Below are 14,871 nucleotides of genomic sequence, written 5' to 3' on the forward strand. Positions count from 1 at the left end.
CGCGCGGTGGACTGGACGACCTCAGGTCGACGGTGTGACAGCGGTGGCCGCCGGTAGCGCACGGATCCATCGCGCCAGGCGGTCCCAGAGCTGGTGGCGGGTGCCCGCGGTGTTGTGGCAGTGTCCGGACCTCGGGAGCCGGAACAGCGTGATGTCGTCGGAGGAACCGTAGGCACGGGCTTCGTCGTGATGGTTCGGGGTGGAGTCACGCTCACCCAGGCCGATGAAGACCGGGCAGCGGACCCGTCCGGCATGGTCCGAGGTGATGAACGGGACGATCGACAGCGGCCCGGTCACGCCCGGAAGGTGGGTACTCGTGAGGTCGTCGGCGGCGATGACGTCCGCGGGGACGTCCTCCCAGTAGAAATGGCGGCGGATGACGGGATTGGCCCGGTCGGACTTGAACGGCTCGTCGTAGGCGCCGGCCCGGGCCGGGACCATGATGGATTCGAGGCTGGGTATGCGGGTGCGGTCATCTCCGGCCAGGTAGGTGGCGAAGGGCGCGACCGTGCCGTAGCCGAGTGGGGCGATGGCGTCGAAGCTGCTGTGCAGCGACTGCTGGAAGACGGCGAGCATGGCCCCCATCGAGTGACCGACACCGATGACCGGTCCGACGTCGACCGGCCCCAGGTCGGGTAGGAGCGAGCCTTTCTCCGCGCGTCCCGCCAGGTCGGAGAGCGCCGCGTGGTTTGCCGCGGCGATGACGTCGGGGGTGAGCTCGGCGGCCCGCGGATGCCGGGAGCTCTCGCCGGTGGCGAGGTGGTCGACGGCGATGACGAGCATGCCCTGGGCCGCCAGATGCTCGGCGAAGCTGTAGCCGATGCGGCCAGGGACGTCCAGATGCCAGTACGCCTTCGTGTAGCTACCACCCGGGAGGCAGAACAGCAGCGGCACCGGGCCCGCCGACAGCGTCGGGGGCGGGAAGACCCACGTCGCGATGTGGTGCGGGCCGTCGATCGGCACACGGCCGGTCACGTCGACGATGACGGTGGGCGGGGCGGTGGCGACCGGCGTGCTCATCGGACGCACCCCGCGTTCCCGACTCCCGTGTGTTCGTTTCCTAACATCAGCGAACCTCCTCAAGAACTGCTGCCCTTGCTCGATAATGGACCCTGATCCGCGTGTGAGGACATCCACGCTGATGCCACCCACCGGCTGCGACACGCTGATCTCAGCGACCGAAGAGTTCTGCCACGCGTTCCTGCCCCCCGTCGAACTGATGGAGCTGGATCAGCGTCCCGTCCGGATCGAGAACGAAGAAAAGTCTTGATTTCCCCGTGTCGGTCACCGGCCCGATGACGGGAACGGACAGCTTGACCAGCTCGTCGTAGGCGGCGTCGATGTCGGCCACTGTCAGAGCCATCTTCGGGCGACCATAGGGCGCGGGGTAGAGCATGTCGGCCGGTTCCAGGGCCTGCCCGGTCGGATTGGGGCCGCCGGTCGGATGGGGACTGAACAGCTCGAGCATCATCGCGTCGATCCCGATGCCGACGCGCCCCCATGCCTTTCCCCGTACTTCGAAAAGGACCTGGAATCCAAGCACACCGGTGTAGAAAGCCACTGAACAGTCGAGGTCTGCCACCGTCATCCCGACGTGCGAGAAACATCGGATCTCCGGCATTCGTTCCTCCCCATCGGCGGTTTCCGGGACGGCGGTGTTCAGCACAGGCGCAGGGCGACCCGGATCGAATCGTGGCCCGGTGTCCTTCGTGACAGGAGGGCGAACGCCTCCTCGAAACGTTCGAGGGGGAAGGTGTCGCCGAGCAGGTCGGCGGTCGGTACCCGGCCGGCGTTGATGAGCTCGACCGCTCCTTCCGTGTCGAGGCCCGCGCCGGGGTGGAGGGTGATCCGTCGGGTAGGGATCCAGTCGCTGTGGAAGCCCTTGAGCGGGCCGTCCTTCATACCGGCGACGACGACATGCCCACCCTTGTGCACGAGATCCATGGCAAGGTTCACCGTCACCGGATTTCCCGCCGCGGCGTCGATCACCACGTCCGCCATCCGGCCGTCGGTGATCTCGTGTACTCGTTCGACCGGGTCCTCGTTGTCGACGTCGACGGTGTGGTCGGCACCGACACGCAGCGCCCAGTCGAGGCGGAATCTGTCGCTCGCCGTCCCGGTCACGATCACCGTGGCGGCTCCGGCCGCGCGGGCAGCGACGATGGTGGCCATGCCCATGTGGCCGGGACCTTCGATGATCACGACATCGTCCTGCCGCACCGGCGCCACCCAGGTCACCGCGCAGCTCAGTGGCTCGAAGACCGTGAGCTCCTCGGCCGGGAGATCGTCACGCAGGCGATACACCCGGGAACCGGGCAGCAGTTCGAGGTGCTCCGCGAATCCGCCATGCAGGCCGGAGCCCTCGTCCACGGAGAAGTCGTGCCCGTAGATGCGGTAACCGGCGGGGGTCACCACGATGTCGCGGACGGCGACCCGGTCACCTTCCCCGACGCCCCACGCGGCGGCCGCCGCGGCGTCGATCTTCTCCACCCGGCCCACGATCTCGTGACCGGCGATGGACGGGAACGCACCGCCCCAGGACGTGTGCACATGACCCCGGAAATGGTCGATATCGCTGTGGCAGAGGCCGGTCGCCTCCACCCGAAGGACAGCTCCGCCCGGCTGGGGATCGGGCACCGGCAGATCGCGTTCCTCCCAGGTCTCGTCGCCGTTGAAAACGATGGCCCGGCTCATGGGAGAACCTCCACGCCCTCTGATGCGTACGCCGTTCGCCTTTCGGTCGATGAAGTATGCGAACAATGCACGCATTCTGTCAAGGTGGTGTTGGATGGCCTGGTGAAGCGGCGATCATCTGTGGAGACCACCCTGCGGTCCGACTCGCCCGGGTCCGGGGCCGTGCTTCCGGCGGATCCCGCGGATCCCGCGGATCCCGCGTCTTCGGGCGAACCGGTCGCGCCCGGATCGGTGCGCTGGTGGGTGGATCGCGCGGCGGTCGAGGCCCGGCGCAAGCCCCGCGCCGGGGGCCTGTCCACGGCCCGCATCATCGACACCGCGCTGGAGATCCTCCGGGAGGGCGGACTGGACGCGCTCTCCGTGCGGGCCGTCGCCGTGCGGCTCGGCACCAGCGCCGGATCCCTCTACCGGCACATCGCCAGCCGCGACGAGCTCGTCGCGCTGATCGCCGACCAGGTGATGGGCGGCATCCGCCTCGACCGCACCGGCCGGGGATGGCGCGCCGACGTCGAGGCGCTCATGCGCGAGATGCGACGGGTCTTCCTCGAACAACCCCTCCCCCCGTCCGCGACCAGGGGGGAGGCGTACGGGCCGAACATGCTCCGCGTGGTCGACGCCGCCCTCGGACTCTTCCTGGAGGCCGGACTGACCAACGAGCAGGCCGCCTACGCCACCTCGACCACACTGAAATTCGTCGCCGCCGCCACCAGCATCCAGCGCAGTGCCGCCAGCCGGGCGACGGGCCGAAAAGCCGGAGGTGCCGACTTCGGCCAGCTTCTCGACGCACTGCCCGCCGGCCAGTTCACCGCACTGCACACGGCCGGACCGATCTACGCAGACATCTCCGCCGACGATGTCTTCACCCACGGCATGGCGATCCTCCTCGACGGCGTGTCCAGCCAACGCCCCGACGGGGGCTGAGCGTCGCGTCGGTCATCGCGAGCGGCCACCAGTCAGCGTCCAGGACGGTGCCCGAGACCATCGTCGCGGCCGCAGCGTCGGGTGCACCGGTCCGATGCTCGCGACGCCCACGTGATCGTCAACGCTGCGAGGCCCCCGCCCCCCGCCCCACTCCCCGCGCAACGTCGGCACCGACAGCTTCCCCGCCCATCAGGCCGGCTGGCTGACCACCGGCCACCAGCAAGGTCAGCGAGCCCGGTCCGCAGCCGACATCCAGCAGCCGCCCGACGGGAGCGTGCCCGAGCGCGGCGCGCAAGGTCTCGGCAAGCGCGGGCGGATAGGGCAGCCGCCCGGCGCGTAGAACTCGGCGCTACCCCCGTAGAGGGTCTCGTCCCACTCGGACACGCTGACTGATACCACGGGCCCGCATCTCCCACTACGGGCCCCATCTCCTGACATCCGCTCCCAGCATGACCGTGCGCGTTCGATGCTCGCGGCCACTGAAGACCGCCACCTACGCCGCACCCGCACCCGCACCCGCACCGATAATCACAGCTCCGTCCGAAGCTCCGTGTCTAGACGCGACGGTGGCCTACTCGCTGCCCCGCGGGTGAGCGACGGCGAGCACCAAGCCGTCACGGTCGACGACTCGAACCGCGTCGATGGCATCCGCTGGGATCGAACTCGCTCCGACGACATCAGCCTTCGTTGTCGGCGTCGACGACCAGCTGGACGCTCGTTCCGTCATGCCGTCGACGCTGGCGACCTCCGGTGCGAAGGAGGTGGAGGGCCCACTCGGTGCGCTGGCAAAGGGACTGTTCACGACGAGACCGATTCCGGCGCACAGGACGAGCACAGCAGCGACCGCCGCGAGGCGCCGGGAGCGGGTTCGGCGAACCGACCGTCATCTCCTCGAAGGCGTCACGCAGCGCGCGGATCGCATAGTAGACACGGGACTTGACGGTGCCCTCTGGCAGTTCCAGGCGGGCTGCCGCCTCGCGTACCGACCTTCCCTCGTAGTACAGCTCTTGGACGACAGCCCGGTGCGCGAGCGAAATACGACCTAGCGCCTCCGCGACCACCCACTCCTCGATGGCCTGGCTCACGTCGTCGACGGCGGGGGCGGCCGCCACGACCTCGCCGCCGTCGTCGCCGAGTGACGGCCGTCGCCGCTCGGCCCGCCAGGCGTCGGTGATGACGTTTCTGGCGATCGTGAACAGGTACGAGCGAACTCCGTCGGGCCGGAGCGACACGTTGCGGGATCGCACGCCGCTGGGCCAGCCCTGATCGCGCAAAGTGAGCAGCAGCTCACCGGCGCCGACCTCGTCGCGGTCATGGCCGGCCGGTGACCCCACATCGACCGGTCCTGATCCGGTCCTGACAAGCTTTCGGACGTTCTGCCCCTACTTGCCGAGGAGCGCCGGCGATGCAGGAACCGACATCGGAGCCCGACGGTACGGACCGGACCAGGCCGGTCTGCGGGAACGAATCCGGGGGCGAGCCGGCGGTGTCCCGTCCGGCCGGTGATCCTCCGGGTGGGCCGTCCTTGGCTGAGGTGGAAGATCCGCGTCAGGACCTGTCCTCGCCGCCGGGGACCGACGACGAGACGGGGCGCGGCGGCTACCTGCATCCATCCGAGGGGTATCCGTTCGGCGAGGACGAGCGCGCCCAGCCGTCGGTCGTCCCGCCAGCGAGCCCGGGGCCGGATGCGTCCGATCCTGTCGGCGGGCCCGCCGTGGGCCCGGGATCGGGTTCCAGCCGGCGCCGTAACGTTCTGCTTGTGGTGGCGGCCTGCGTGGCCGCTCTGATCATCGCGGTTCCGGTGGTCGTCTGGACCTCGTCGGGGCCGAACGGTTCGGGGTCGAACGGTTCGGGGTCGGCGGGTGGAAATCTCCGTGACGCGGACGGGGAGATCGCGGAGGGGCCGAAGGGGGCCCGTCCGGAACAGGACACGGCGGGATCCGCGTCCCAGCAAGTCGGCGTGGCAGGCAGCTCCGTGGCACCGGTCGCCCCGGAGGCCGGCGGGGAACCGTCGAGGCAGGTGCCCACCTCGGGTCCCGGTGGTTCGGGGTCCAAGCCCGACGGTTCGGGGTCACTCGCGCCCGCCGACGCGCCCGCGCCGACGGTTCCGCCCGCGTCCCAGGGTGCGCGGGCCCCCGCGCCTCCGGCCGCGCCGGCTCCCGCTCCGGCACCTGCGCCTACGTCCGCACCCGCACCCGCACCCGCACCCGCACCGAAGCCGAATCCGAATCCGTACTCGGCGACGCAGGTGTGTGGGTCGGGGTATTCGCAGATCGACCGGCATTCTCTGGCGGGTGACACGGCGGTGATCTATCTGCTGTACAACGGTAGTCGGAACTGTGTGGTGACGTTGAAGTCGGGGTCGGGTGTGGGGGTGGCCGAGTCGATGGGTGCGTGGGTGCAGGTGGAAGGTAGTTCGGCGCGGCAGTCTGATTCGGGCAGTTTTCAGTACTACGCGGGGCCGGTGTACGTATACGCGCCGGGGAAGTGTGTGAAGTGGGGTGGTAGTTACACTGGCTCGTCCTGGGGGAGCGGCTGGGAGCACTGCGGCTGAGACCGCCACGGCCGGGACTGCAGGCCGACTGGACCCGGACCCATCCGGCCGGGCCTGACCGGACCGCGCCCGGTCGTCACAGCCCGATGAGCCGGGCGATCTCACGCATCTGATAGCGAAGTACGTCTCCCTGGCCTCGACGAGGGTGTTCAGCCGGCCGAAGAGCTCGAAGTTCACCGCGCCGAACAGGTGAATCCAACCGATGACGCCCCGCGCCAGCATGGATACGGGCAGCTCGGGGGTTCACCCGGCCGTTCGTCCTCGACTCGACCGCCACCATCGTCGTCTTCGGGCGCACCCCGAGGCCGGTCGACGAGGCGCTCTGCGAGGCGGCGCGGCACCTGCGCTGCTGAGGGCAGCACGCGAAGTCGGGGGGCAACGCCCGCGGATGGCGTGAGCCCCGATCGTGATGTTGGGGTCGTCGGTTGCAGGCGGTGGCTCTTTGGAGGGCTTCGCCCCCTGTCTATGGGCGGCGTGAACGGAACGGCCGAGGGTGCGATTCAGTCGTGACAGGCGGTGTCGTAGGCGGCGAGTCCGTCGGTGCCGAGGACGTCTGCGTACCCTTCCAGCGCGTGCAGGTAGGAGTCGACTTCGGCGGAGCCGATCAGGGCGGCAAGCCGACGGCCGAGGTCGACAGGATCGGGGCGCAGGTCCTCGCACAGCCGCAGGTGCAGCGCGGCGAGAGGCTCGCCGATCTCACCCGGTTCGGTCTCGTACACGTCCCATGCATCATGAAGATGGCCAGCCAGCCGATCCCAGACCCTGACCGCCTCCTCGACGACGTCGAGGAACTCCGCGGTCGGCGGCCGGACCGCGACAATCTCCAGTTCCGCCAGCATCGCTCGGCCCGCTTCGACCAGATGGTGCAGATCCCATCGCGGATTGCTGTCCGGGATCGCACCGGCCTCCCGCACAAGCCGGCGAACCCGCACCAGTTCCGCGGGATCCGCCGGGTCGAGCCGGCCGGCCTGTCTCAGCAGCCTGGCCGCGAACAGCCGGTCCTCGAGAGCCCGAGCCGCGACGAGCTGAATCAGCTCCGCCCGGGTAAAAGCCACCGCGGCCTCTTCAAGGAGGCGTTCCTCTTTGCCGGCGACAGGCCCGGCGGAGGGCACCGAGGTGACCGGCCAGGCAATCCCGGCGGCACGCGCGGCAAGGATCACCGCCACGGCATGCTCACACACCCCGCCGGCAGCCGCAGTGCCATGCTGATCGCAGTCGATGAGAGGAGTTCCTGATCTGGTTCGGCACCGTGCCGACGCCACGCCGGCCACAGGGTCGTGGCAACGCCTATGTGAACCAGACCTTCCGCGCCCTTCAGCAGTGGTTCAAGTGGCTCCTCGACGAGGAGGAGATCGCACTCGCCGCTGGAGCGGATGTCACCACCGAAGGTCGACGAGAAGCCCGTCCCGGTGCTGCACGAGGACGAGATCCGGGCCGTTCTGGCCACCTGCGCCGGCAAGACCTTCGCTGATCGTCGCGACAACGCGATCATCCGCTGCCTGCTCGACTCCGGTGAACGACGCACCGAGATCGCCAAGCTCCGCGTCGATGACATTGACCTCACGCGGAAGGTGCTGCACGTGCTCGGCAAGGGGCACCGGCCCCGACCGGCCCCGACCGGCAACAACACCCCGCTTGCCCTCGGCCGCTACATGCGGATGCGCGCCCGCGACAAGAATGCCAGTCGTCCGGAGCTGTGGCTTGCCGACCGCGGCCGTGGCCCGCTCACCGGTGACGGGCTCGCCCAGATGGTCGGGCGACGCGGGGAGCAGGCGGGCATCAAGGGACTGCATCCGCACTAGTTCCGGCATACGTGGTCTGGTACCGGTGGACAACCATGGCCATGCTCGCCCACGCTTTCCTCGCCGTCCTGGACACCGTGATGAACGCCGCCGGGCCCACCACCGACGAGGCCGGGCTCATCGCGGTCACGCTGACCGAAGCACGCCGCCTGTTCACCACGCTCCTGGCCCGCACCACCCCGACCACCGAACAGATCCTCGCCTGGTCCCGCTGGCGACGACGCCACCAGCACCAAGCCCGCACTGCCCACTACCGCAGACGCGAAACCGCAGCCCACAGCCCCCGTCTACGGCTGTAGTACCGACGCCGTGACGGAATGCCGGCCTGACGGATTCACCGCCGACGACACGGACCCACCTGGCGCGGGCGGCTTCAGTCGTCGCGCCCGGCACCGCGATCGGGTGCGCTCATGTCCCCCGTCCCGGGCGTGCCCTCGGCGAGCCCGTAGCGCAGGTACACGGTGCCCTTCGGACCAGCTACCGGCGGTTCGAGGAGTGTGACGTTCGTGGGCACCGCGCCCCCGTCGAACACCTTCTTCCCGACGCCGAGCACGATCGGGTGCACCCAGAGGTCGAGACGGTCGAAGAGTTTCTCGTGCAGGAGGGTCTGCACCAGGTTCAGGCTCCCGACGACCTTCACGTGCTCGTGCCGGTCACGGATCTCGCGCACCGCGCCGGCCAGATCCGGGCCGAGCTGCGTGGACCCGGCCCACGAGAGGTCGGGCCTGCCGCGGGAGGCCACGTACTTCGGGACGCTGTTGAAGAGCGTGGCGATCTCGTTGTCCTCGCCGCCCTCCTGGTACGGCCAGTAGGCGGCGAAGATGTCATACGTCCGCCGGCCGAGCAGGAGGGCGTCCGTGCCCTCGTACGCGGCACCGACCTGCGCCCCGGCGACCTCGTCCAGCAGGGGCGCCTGCCAGCCGCCGAACGGGAACCCCACCGGGTCCTCCTCGGGGCCGCCGGGCGACTGCCCGACGAGGTCGAGGGTTGCGAACAGCTCGATGTGGATGAGGCCCATGCCTTACTCCCGATGAGTTGGTTGTCTCGGTCGGGAGGTAGACCTGTGGGCACCGGCAGACTCATCGCTGCGACGGCACCCAGCTTCGTACTCGTCGACCGCCTCGCCCGGCGCATCGGTCACCACCCCGTCCTGCGGTCAGCGTCCTTGCGACGCCCGGCAGGTATGCCGTGCGCCTTGATCCAGGCCCGCACGTCCGATTCCTCGAACAGCACATGCCGAACGATCTTGAAGCGCGCGGCACGGCGCCCTGCTTACGCCACCAGACCGGGACGCCGCACCGACACTCCCCGCTCATGATAGATCACAGAACGCGTCCAAAATGGGTGGCTGCCCTGCGTCCAGCGTCACCGCAGGTCACCGGCGCGATCTACGGCTGTGGTACTAAGACGTCTGATTCCGGAGTTTCAGAGGTTTCGCGACTTGCCCCGCCAACAAGAATCTCCCCAGTTCATCCGCCATATTCGCCCCTAACGAGGGTGCTAACAGTTAGCGGGAGAGCCGCTAACTGTTAGCACGGGCTACCCGAGCCCGTAGCTGCTCCTTTGGTCACTTTCAGTGGCCGCGTCAGCCTGCCCGACCACCAGCCAGCCCTGTCACGAACCTGCGTAGACCATGGCCACACGCCCCCGTCTCCGTGCAGGCGGCCCACAGGCCCTGATCCGAATGTGGCCCATCCGGGGTTTCAGGGGCCGCCGGACAAGGCGTAGGAGACGAGGTGGGTGTCGTCCGGGTCAGCCACCCAGATGACGGTCGAGCACAGTGTCTCGCCAGCGACCACGGCCAAGTGCTCGGGACGGAACACGGTTGCTCCCCCCGGCGTGCGGCCGACTGCCACGAGCATTCCGCCCTCCGGGTTGGCCTCCGCCCTCGTCACACGACCATGGGCAGAAACCGTCGGCATGAATCCCGGCCCCACGCCAAGATCGCGACCATGGTGACAGTGTCACACATTCCCTCCCGCCTGGCGGACAGTGACGGGTGAGACGGTGCCGGGGCAGGCCTACTGGCGCTTGCTGCAAGCAGCATAGGTGCTTGCGTAAGCGCCCATGTAAAGCGGGCAATACCCGCCTTGAGCTGCTGGTCTGAGCGTAAGCGCCTTGGTTGCCGGAGCGGCGAGAACCAGCGAAACCGGCCTTGCAGCCGCGCTGGCGGCCGTGCGGTGCCGACGGTCATCACGTGATAAATTCCCACCGCGCCGACCAAGGGGCTGATGTCCCGAGACACGCTATTCGCATGTCCTGAGCCAGGGCACTACCAGGGGCACCACACCCATGCTGACCTGCGACAGACCCGACTACCAACGATCCAGTGGATTAAGTACAGCGCTGCTGGACCCCGAACGAGGTGTGAGGGTCGCACCGCCGCGATCACGGAAGGTCTGCCGGTGGGCAGTTGGTGAGACACCCGTCGCGGCTCGGAAGTGCTGACGCAGCGAGATCCCGGTCGCGAAGCCCGTGTGCCGGGCGACCTGGTCGATCGGCAGGTCGCTGCTCTCGAGCAGATACCTGGCCCGCTCGACCCGTTGCCCGGTCAGCCACTGCCCGGGTGGGAGGCCCACCTCGTCCCGGAACCTGCGGCTGAATGTCCGCACGCTCATTCGCGCGTGTGCAGCGAGCTCGGAGAGGCTGGTCGGCTCGCCCAGGCGACGAAGCATCCACTCCCGGGTACCGGCCGTGCTCGTCCCGGAGGGCGGCGGTACAGGGCGCTCGATGCACTGCGCCTGGCCGCCGTCGCGCCAGGGCGGCACGACACAGCGGCGGGCCGCGCGGTTCGCGACCTCGCTGCCATGATCGCGGCGGACGAGGTGCAGGCACAGATCAATGCCGGACGCGGCGCCCGCCGAGGTCAGCACGTCCCCGTCATCGACGAACAGGACGTCGGGGTCGACCGTCACCCGGGGGAACATCCGGGCCAGGCGCTCGGCCTCGAACCAGTGCGTGGTGGCCCGGCGTCCGTCAAGCAGCCCGGTGGCTGCGAGCAGGAACGACGCCGTGCAGATCGAGACGACCCGAGTGCCCGCCGCGACCCTGGCGAGGGCCGAGGCCACCAGGGCGACTGACCGGGGTCGACCAACCTGCTCCGTTCGTCCGGCTCGTCCGATCCGGGCCAGCGGGACGAGCCGGCCTCCTGCGGATGGACCGGCGCGAGAACCACGGTGTTCGCCGTCCCCAGCATGTCGGCCGTGTAATCGACGGCGACGGTGAACCCGGCGTTGCGCCAGCGCAGGTAGGCCTGCAGTTGGCGGGGCAACCACCGTGCACCGCGGGCACATCAAGCCGTGCATGTGCTCACGGGCAAGAGACTTGCCAGCATCCCAGGCGGCAGGGCGTGACCACGGCCCCGGCGAAACCGCCCTCGTCAGCCCCGGCCCACACGATCTCGTTCCCACGGCGGCCACAGTTCGCCGACGCTCCGCGCGGCCCTACGCAGGCTCCCAGCAGGCGAACCCATCGCCGACGTGCGTGCCTTGCTCGCGTGCTTCAGCGCGCAGGCCGCGGACCGCGGACCGCGGAATCGATCATGTGTTTCGGTGGCAGCGCACTGGGCATGGGCGTTCTTGTGGTGAACCGGGATGGCGCTTGGGTGATAATCCGTACGGTTGTCTGCCCGCCACCCACCGCTTTTCGTTGCTGTCGTACGCCCGTACCGCGAAGCAGGCCCCCTGTAACCGGCTTCTGGGCGCCAGACGTTCAGTCCGGTGGTGATTGGTGACGTGGGCGGATCTAGCCGGCACGGCCGCGAGAACTCGGCCGCCGCTCTGGATCCACCCGACGGAACTGACCCGGGCGCTCCGCCCGGGTCCGAGACCGGGCTGTTCACCTCGCAGCTGTTCGAGCTGGCCCCGATCGGCCTGCTGATCACTGACCGGAAGCTGCGGGTACGCCAGATGAACCGCGCGATGCGAGCCATCAATGGGTTGTCCGCCAGCGACATCGGGCAACGACCGTTGAGCGAGTTGCTCCCCGACGTCCACCCCGGGGCCTGGGAGGTGATCCGTCAGGTCCTTGCCACCGGCGAGCCCATCCTCAACGTGGAGATCACCGGTTCCACTCCTGCCCCCTGGCCAGGGCAGCGGACTTGGCGGGTGTCCCACTATCCGCTCCGCGGCGGGGACGGGTCCGTCGCAGCGGTGGGCGTCGCCCTGGTGGACGTGACCGACCAGCGGCGGGCGGAGGCCGCGCGGGACAAGGTGGAACAGCGGTTGCGGCTGCTGGGCCGGGCCAGTGGGTTGATCGGAGCGTCACTGGACCTGACGGCGACGCTGGAGGGGATGGTCGAGCTCATCGTTCCCGAGTTCGCCGACAACTGCGACCTGTACCTCACCGAGGAGCCGCTGGACGCGACCGCCCCGCCGGCCCGGCTGCCGCTGCGTCTCACCGTCGCCGGGAACACGCCGTTGCTGCCGCCGCCGGAGGCCCACCAGCTCCTGCCTTCCGCCATCACCTATGTCGACCAGGACAACCCAGCGCACCGTTCGCTCGCCACCCGCCGTCCGGTCCTCTTCGACGTCGACGAGCGGGTGATCGCCAGCGTCGATCATCCCCAGCGGGATGAGCACTTCGAATACATCGCCGTTCGCACCGCGATCACTGTCCCGCTGCTGGTCGGCAACGAATACCACGGTTCGGTGTACCTCGGTCTCGGGCAGTCCGGGCGGACCTACATCGAGTACGACGTGCAGACCGCGGCGGAGCTCGGCAGCCGGATCGCCAATGCGGTCGCCAACGCTCGCGCCTTCGACCGCCAGCGCACGGCCGCAATCACCCTGCAACGCGGGCTGCTGCCCGGCGGGTTGCCGGCTGTCGAGGGTCTGGACATCGAATGGCGCTACGAGCCCGGCACGGCAGGAACCGAGGTCGGCGGCGACTGGTTCGACATCGTGCCGCTGTCGGCCGGCCGGGTCGCCCTCGTCATCGGCGACGTGATGGGCCGCGGTCTGGCCGCCGCCGCCGTGATGGGCCAGGTCCGCGCCGCGGTCCGTGCCTTCGCCGCCCTCGACCTCCCGGCAGCGGACGTCCTGACGCACCTCGACAGCCTGGTGCAGAATATCGGTGCCGGGCCGGACGGTGCCCTCGTCAGCTGCGTCTACGCAATCTTCGAGCCGGCAACCGCCAGCATCACCGTCGCCAACGCGGGTCACCTCCCGCCCGCCCTCGTCGATGCGTACACAGACGCTCGACTGCTGGAGGAGCCGGAAGGAATCATCCTCGGCATTGGCGGCCCACCGTGCACCGAAGTTCGGTACCCGTTCCCGGCAGGCAGCACCCTCGCCCTCTACACCGACGGACTCATCGAATCCCCGAAGATTGACATCGGCCAGGGTGTCCGCCAGCTGCAGGCGGCCCTCGTCGCCACCGGCAGCTTGCCCGCCACGGCCGAGCGGCTGCTCACCCTCATCGACCGCAGCGGCGGTTACGACGACGACGTCGCCCTCCTCCTCGTCCGCGCCACCGCACGCGCCACCACCTGGACAACCACCGTGGAGCCCGATCCGCGGGCCGCCAAAGCCGCCCGCGACACCACCGTCACCGCGTTGCGGCAGTGGGAGCTCACCGACAGCGTCGACCTTGTGGAGCTCCTCGTCAGCGAGCTCGTCACGAACGCCATCCGGTACGCGAAGACCCCCAGCGACCTGACGCTACGCCGCGGTCGCCACGCCCTCTACGTCGAAATCGCCGATGGCGACAGCCGGGTGCCGCGCCTGCTGAACCCTTCCGCCGATGACGAGGGCGGTCGCGGGCTTCAGCTTGTCGCCCAACTCGCCACCCAGTGGGGAGCTCGTCCCACCCGCACCGGGAAGACAGTCTGGTTCGAACTCGACCTGACCGGCGCGGATATGAAACGGTCAGAATAAGGGCGAGGACAGGTTGGCGGTCGAGGTGGCGAAGAGCAGCGCCTCGTCGGCGGCGAACAGGTCCGCCCGGCGGAAAAGCGCCGACATCGGCAATTCCGGGATCGGTCTACTCACCCCGACCGTCGTCCACCACGTCCAGGCCGAGACCGTCCGCTTCCTACAAGCAGGAGAGCAAGATAGCCACTTTTTCGTACGCGCAGAGGCGTGGTGGGAAATACTTAGGTTCTCGACCGAACGCAGTCTGAGAGGCGGGGTGCCGGGTGAGCGAGCCGGATACGGGTACGGTGCGGCCGTACGTACGGGCTCGCCGTCGACGGTGCAGACGACGACGTCGTAGAGCGGATCTCCGGCCGGCCCGGCCGCACTCGGACCGTCGGCGCTGGCCGCCGCCGCAGGTACCCACCATGTGGTCAACTACCGCGAACCCGACACGGCGGAGGCGATCGGCAAGGCTGCGCCGGACGGCGTCCACATCGTCGTCGAGGTGAACCCAGGCGCGAACGCCGAGCTCAACCAGCAGGTCCTGGCTACCAACGGAGTAGTGGTGATCTACGCCGACGGCGGGACGCATCTGCCCATCCCGATTTTGCCGTCCATGATGTCGAACACCCGGCTGCAGTTCATCCTCGTCTACACCATGCCGGACACGGCCAAACTCCAAGCTGTCAAGGACATCACAGCAGCGGCAGCAGTCGGCGCGCTGCGCATCGGCACGGACGCCGGTCTCCCGCTACACCGGTTCCGGCTGGAACAGACCGCCGCAGCGCATGACGCAGTCGAGGCAGGCACCGTCGGAAAGGTCCTTGTCGACGTCACCCATGCCCCGGAAGATCCCGAACAAGTTCACCTTCCGGACGAGGAATAGTGGCACCGCATGATGTCCCGGGGCATCGACATAGCCCTGAAATCACGATCCTGAGTTGAGGGCTTCGTGGTTTTCGGGGCGGCTCCGCGGGGGCGGCCGCCGGTGGGCTGGTAATCGTGGGTGGGATCGATGGCGAGTTCGTGTCCCGCATCAAGATCT

13 protein-coding genes and 2 pseudogenes are annotated in these 14,871 nt (G+C 69.0%); 5 read left to right on the forward strand and 10 right to left on the reverse strand.

Annotated features, from left to right (window positions below):
• Positions 1 to 21 precede the first annotated feature (21 nt).
• The 3 genes from FRANEAN1_RS30850 to FRANEAN1_RS30860 form a co-directional block, all read right to left on the reverse strand.
• Positions 22 to 1,020 (reverse strand): alpha/beta fold hydrolase, encoded by a 999-nt coding sequence (locus tag FRANEAN1_RS30850; protein WP_020463635.1) that lies wholly within the window; start codon positions 1,018 to 1,020, stop codon positions 22 to 24.
• Positions 1,021 to 1,171: 151 nt separating this feature from the next.
• Positions 1,172 to 1,621: a VOC family protein gene (locus FRANEAN1_RS30855; protein WP_020463636.1), complete on the reverse strand. Its 450-nt coding sequence runs from the start codon at positions 1,619 to 1,621 to the stop codon at positions 1,172 to 1,174.
• A 38-nt stretch (positions 1,622 to 1,659) separates the two neighbouring features.
• Positions 1,660 to 2,694 carry a zinc-binding dehydrogenase gene (locus FRANEAN1_RS30860; protein WP_020463637.1) on the reverse strand — a complete coding sequence of 345 codons (1,035 nt, stop codon included), beginning with the start codon at positions 2,692 to 2,694 and terminating at the stop codon, positions 1,660 to 1,662.
• Positions 2,695 to 2,937: 243 nt separating this feature from the next.
• On the opposite strand from FRANEAN1_RS30860, the gene FRANEAN1_RS30865 reads away from it, so the two are divergent.
• On the forward strand, positions 2,938 to 3,615 hold the full coding sequence (locus FRANEAN1_RS30865) for a TetR/AcrR family transcriptional regulator (protein ID WP_347176820.1): 678 nt from the start codon (positions 2,938 to 2,940) through the stop codon (positions 3,613 to 3,615).
• A gap of 208 nt (positions 3,616 to 3,823) precedes the next feature.
• Here FRANEAN1_RS30865 and FRANEAN1_RS44235 read toward each other — a convergent pair.
• From FRANEAN1_RS44235 to FRANEAN1_RS30880, 3 genes and pseudogenes are all read right to left on the reverse strand, one after another.
• Positions 3,824 to 4,053, reverse strand: a pseudogene (locus tag FRANEAN1_RS44235) (class I SAM-dependent methyltransferase); the annotation flags it as partial.
• Between the two features lie 239 nt (positions 4,054 to 4,292).
• Entirely contained in the window at positions 4,293 to 4,949 is a 657-nt protein-coding gene (locus FRANEAN1_RS37520) for a sigma-70 family RNA polymerase sigma factor (protein WP_020463639.1), read from the reverse strand.
• A 1,720-nt stretch (positions 4,950 to 6,669) separates the two neighbouring features.
• Positions 6,670 to 7,335: a zinc finger SWIM domain-containing protein gene (locus FRANEAN1_RS30880; protein ID WP_020463640.1), complete on the reverse strand. Its 666-nt coding sequence runs from the start codon at positions 7,333 to 7,335 to the stop codon at positions 6,670 to 6,672.
• A gap of 207 nt (positions 7,336 to 7,542) precedes the next feature.
• Between FRANEAN1_RS30880 and FRANEAN1_RS30885 the strand changes: the two genes are divergently transcribed.
• Entirely contained in the window at positions 7,543 to 7,971 is a 429-nt protein-coding gene (locus tag FRANEAN1_RS30885; protein ID WP_020463641.1) for a tyrosine-type recombinase/integrase, read from the forward strand.
• Between the two features lie 35 nt (positions 7,972 to 8,006).
• The gene (locus FRANEAN1_RS30890) at positions 8,007 to 8,270 is read left to right on the forward strand and encodes a hypothetical protein (protein WP_020463642.1); all 264 of its coding nucleotides are present in this window, start codon (positions 8,007 to 8,009) and stop codon (positions 8,268 to 8,270) included.
• A 74-nt stretch (positions 8,271 to 8,344) separates the two neighbouring features.
• On the opposite strand, the gene FRANEAN1_RS30895 is transcribed toward FRANEAN1_RS30890, so the two are convergent.
• The 3 genes and pseudogenes from FRANEAN1_RS30895 to FRANEAN1_RS30905 form a co-directional block, all read right to left on the reverse strand.
• Positions 8,345 to 8,989, reverse strand: a complete 645-nt coding sequence (locus tag FRANEAN1_RS30895; RefSeq protein ID WP_020463643.1) for a dihydrofolate reductase family protein — start codon at positions 8,987 to 8,989, stop codon at positions 8,345 to 8,347.
• Positions 8,990 to 9,674: 685 nt separating this feature from the next.
• Entirely contained in the window at positions 9,675 to 9,866 is a 192-nt protein-coding gene (locus FRANEAN1_RS30900; protein ID WP_041254954.1) for a hypothetical protein, read from the reverse strand.
• A 420-nt stretch (positions 9,867 to 10,286) separates the two neighbouring features.
• Positions 10,287 to 11,045, reverse strand: a pseudogene (locus FRANEAN1_RS30905) (helix-turn-helix domain-containing protein); the annotation flags it as partial.
• Positions 11,046 to 11,690: 645 nt separating this feature from the next.
• On the opposite strand from FRANEAN1_RS30905, the gene FRANEAN1_RS30910 reads away from it, so the two are divergent.
• The gene (locus tag FRANEAN1_RS30910) at positions 11,691 to 13,847 is read left to right on the forward strand and encodes a SpoIIE family protein phosphatase (RefSeq protein WP_049795796.1); all 2,157 of its coding nucleotides are present in this window, start codon (positions 11,691 to 11,693) and stop codon (positions 13,845 to 13,847) included.
• On the opposite strand, the gene FRANEAN1_RS44240 is transcribed toward FRANEAN1_RS30910, so the two are convergent.
• On the reverse strand, positions 13,839 to 13,961 hold the full coding sequence (locus FRANEAN1_RS44240; protein ID WP_347176821.1) for a hypothetical protein: 123 nt from the start codon (positions 13,959 to 13,961) through the stop codon (positions 13,839 to 13,841). The two genes, FRANEAN1_RS30910 and FRANEAN1_RS44240, sit on opposite strands and share 9 nt — an antisense overlap.
• Positions 13,962 to 14,226: 265 nt before the next feature.
• Here FRANEAN1_RS44240 and FRANEAN1_RS30915 point away from each other — a divergent pair, with 265 nt between their 5' ends.
• Positions 14,227 to 14,712 carry a zinc-binding dehydrogenase gene (locus FRANEAN1_RS30915; RefSeq protein ID WP_347177270.1) on the forward strand — a complete coding sequence of 162 codons (486 nt, stop codon included), beginning with the start codon at positions 14,227 to 14,229 and terminating at the stop codon, positions 14,710 to 14,712.
• The last annotated feature ends 159 nt before the right edge of the window (positions 14,713 to 14,871 follow it).

This window comes from Parafrankia sp. EAN1pec, assembly GCF_000018005.1.
Classification (GTDB): domain Bacteria; phylum Actinomycetota; class Actinomycetes; order Frankiales; family Frankiaceae; genus Parafrankia; species Parafrankia soli.

Excerpts from the sequence above, each read along its gene's own strand:
- FRANEAN1_RS30850 (WP_020463635.1), bottom strand. The coding sequence starts at position 1,020 with ATGAGCACGCCGGTCGCCACCGCCCCGCCCACCGTCATCGTCGACGTG.
- FRANEAN1_RS30855 (WP_020463636.1), bottom strand. The coding sequence starts at position 1,621 with ATGCCGGAGATCCGATGTTTCTCGCACGTCGGGATGACGGTGGCAGAC.
- FRANEAN1_RS30860 (WP_020463637.1), bottom strand. The coding sequence starts at position 2,694 with ATGAGCCGGGCCATCGTTTTCAACGGCGACGAGACCTGGGAGGAACGC.
- FRANEAN1_RS30885 (WP_020463641.1), top strand. The coding sequence starts at position 7,543 with ATGTCACCACCGAAGGTCGACGAGAAGCCCGTCCCGGTGCTGCACGAG.
- FRANEAN1_RS30890 (WP_020463642.1), top strand. The coding sequence starts at position 8,007 with ATGGCCATGCTCGCCCACGCTTTCCTCGCCGTCCTGGACACCGTGATG.
- FRANEAN1_RS30895 (WP_020463643.1), bottom strand. The coding sequence starts at position 8,989 with ATGGGCCTCATCCACATCGAGCTGTTCGCAACCCTCGACCTCGTCGGG.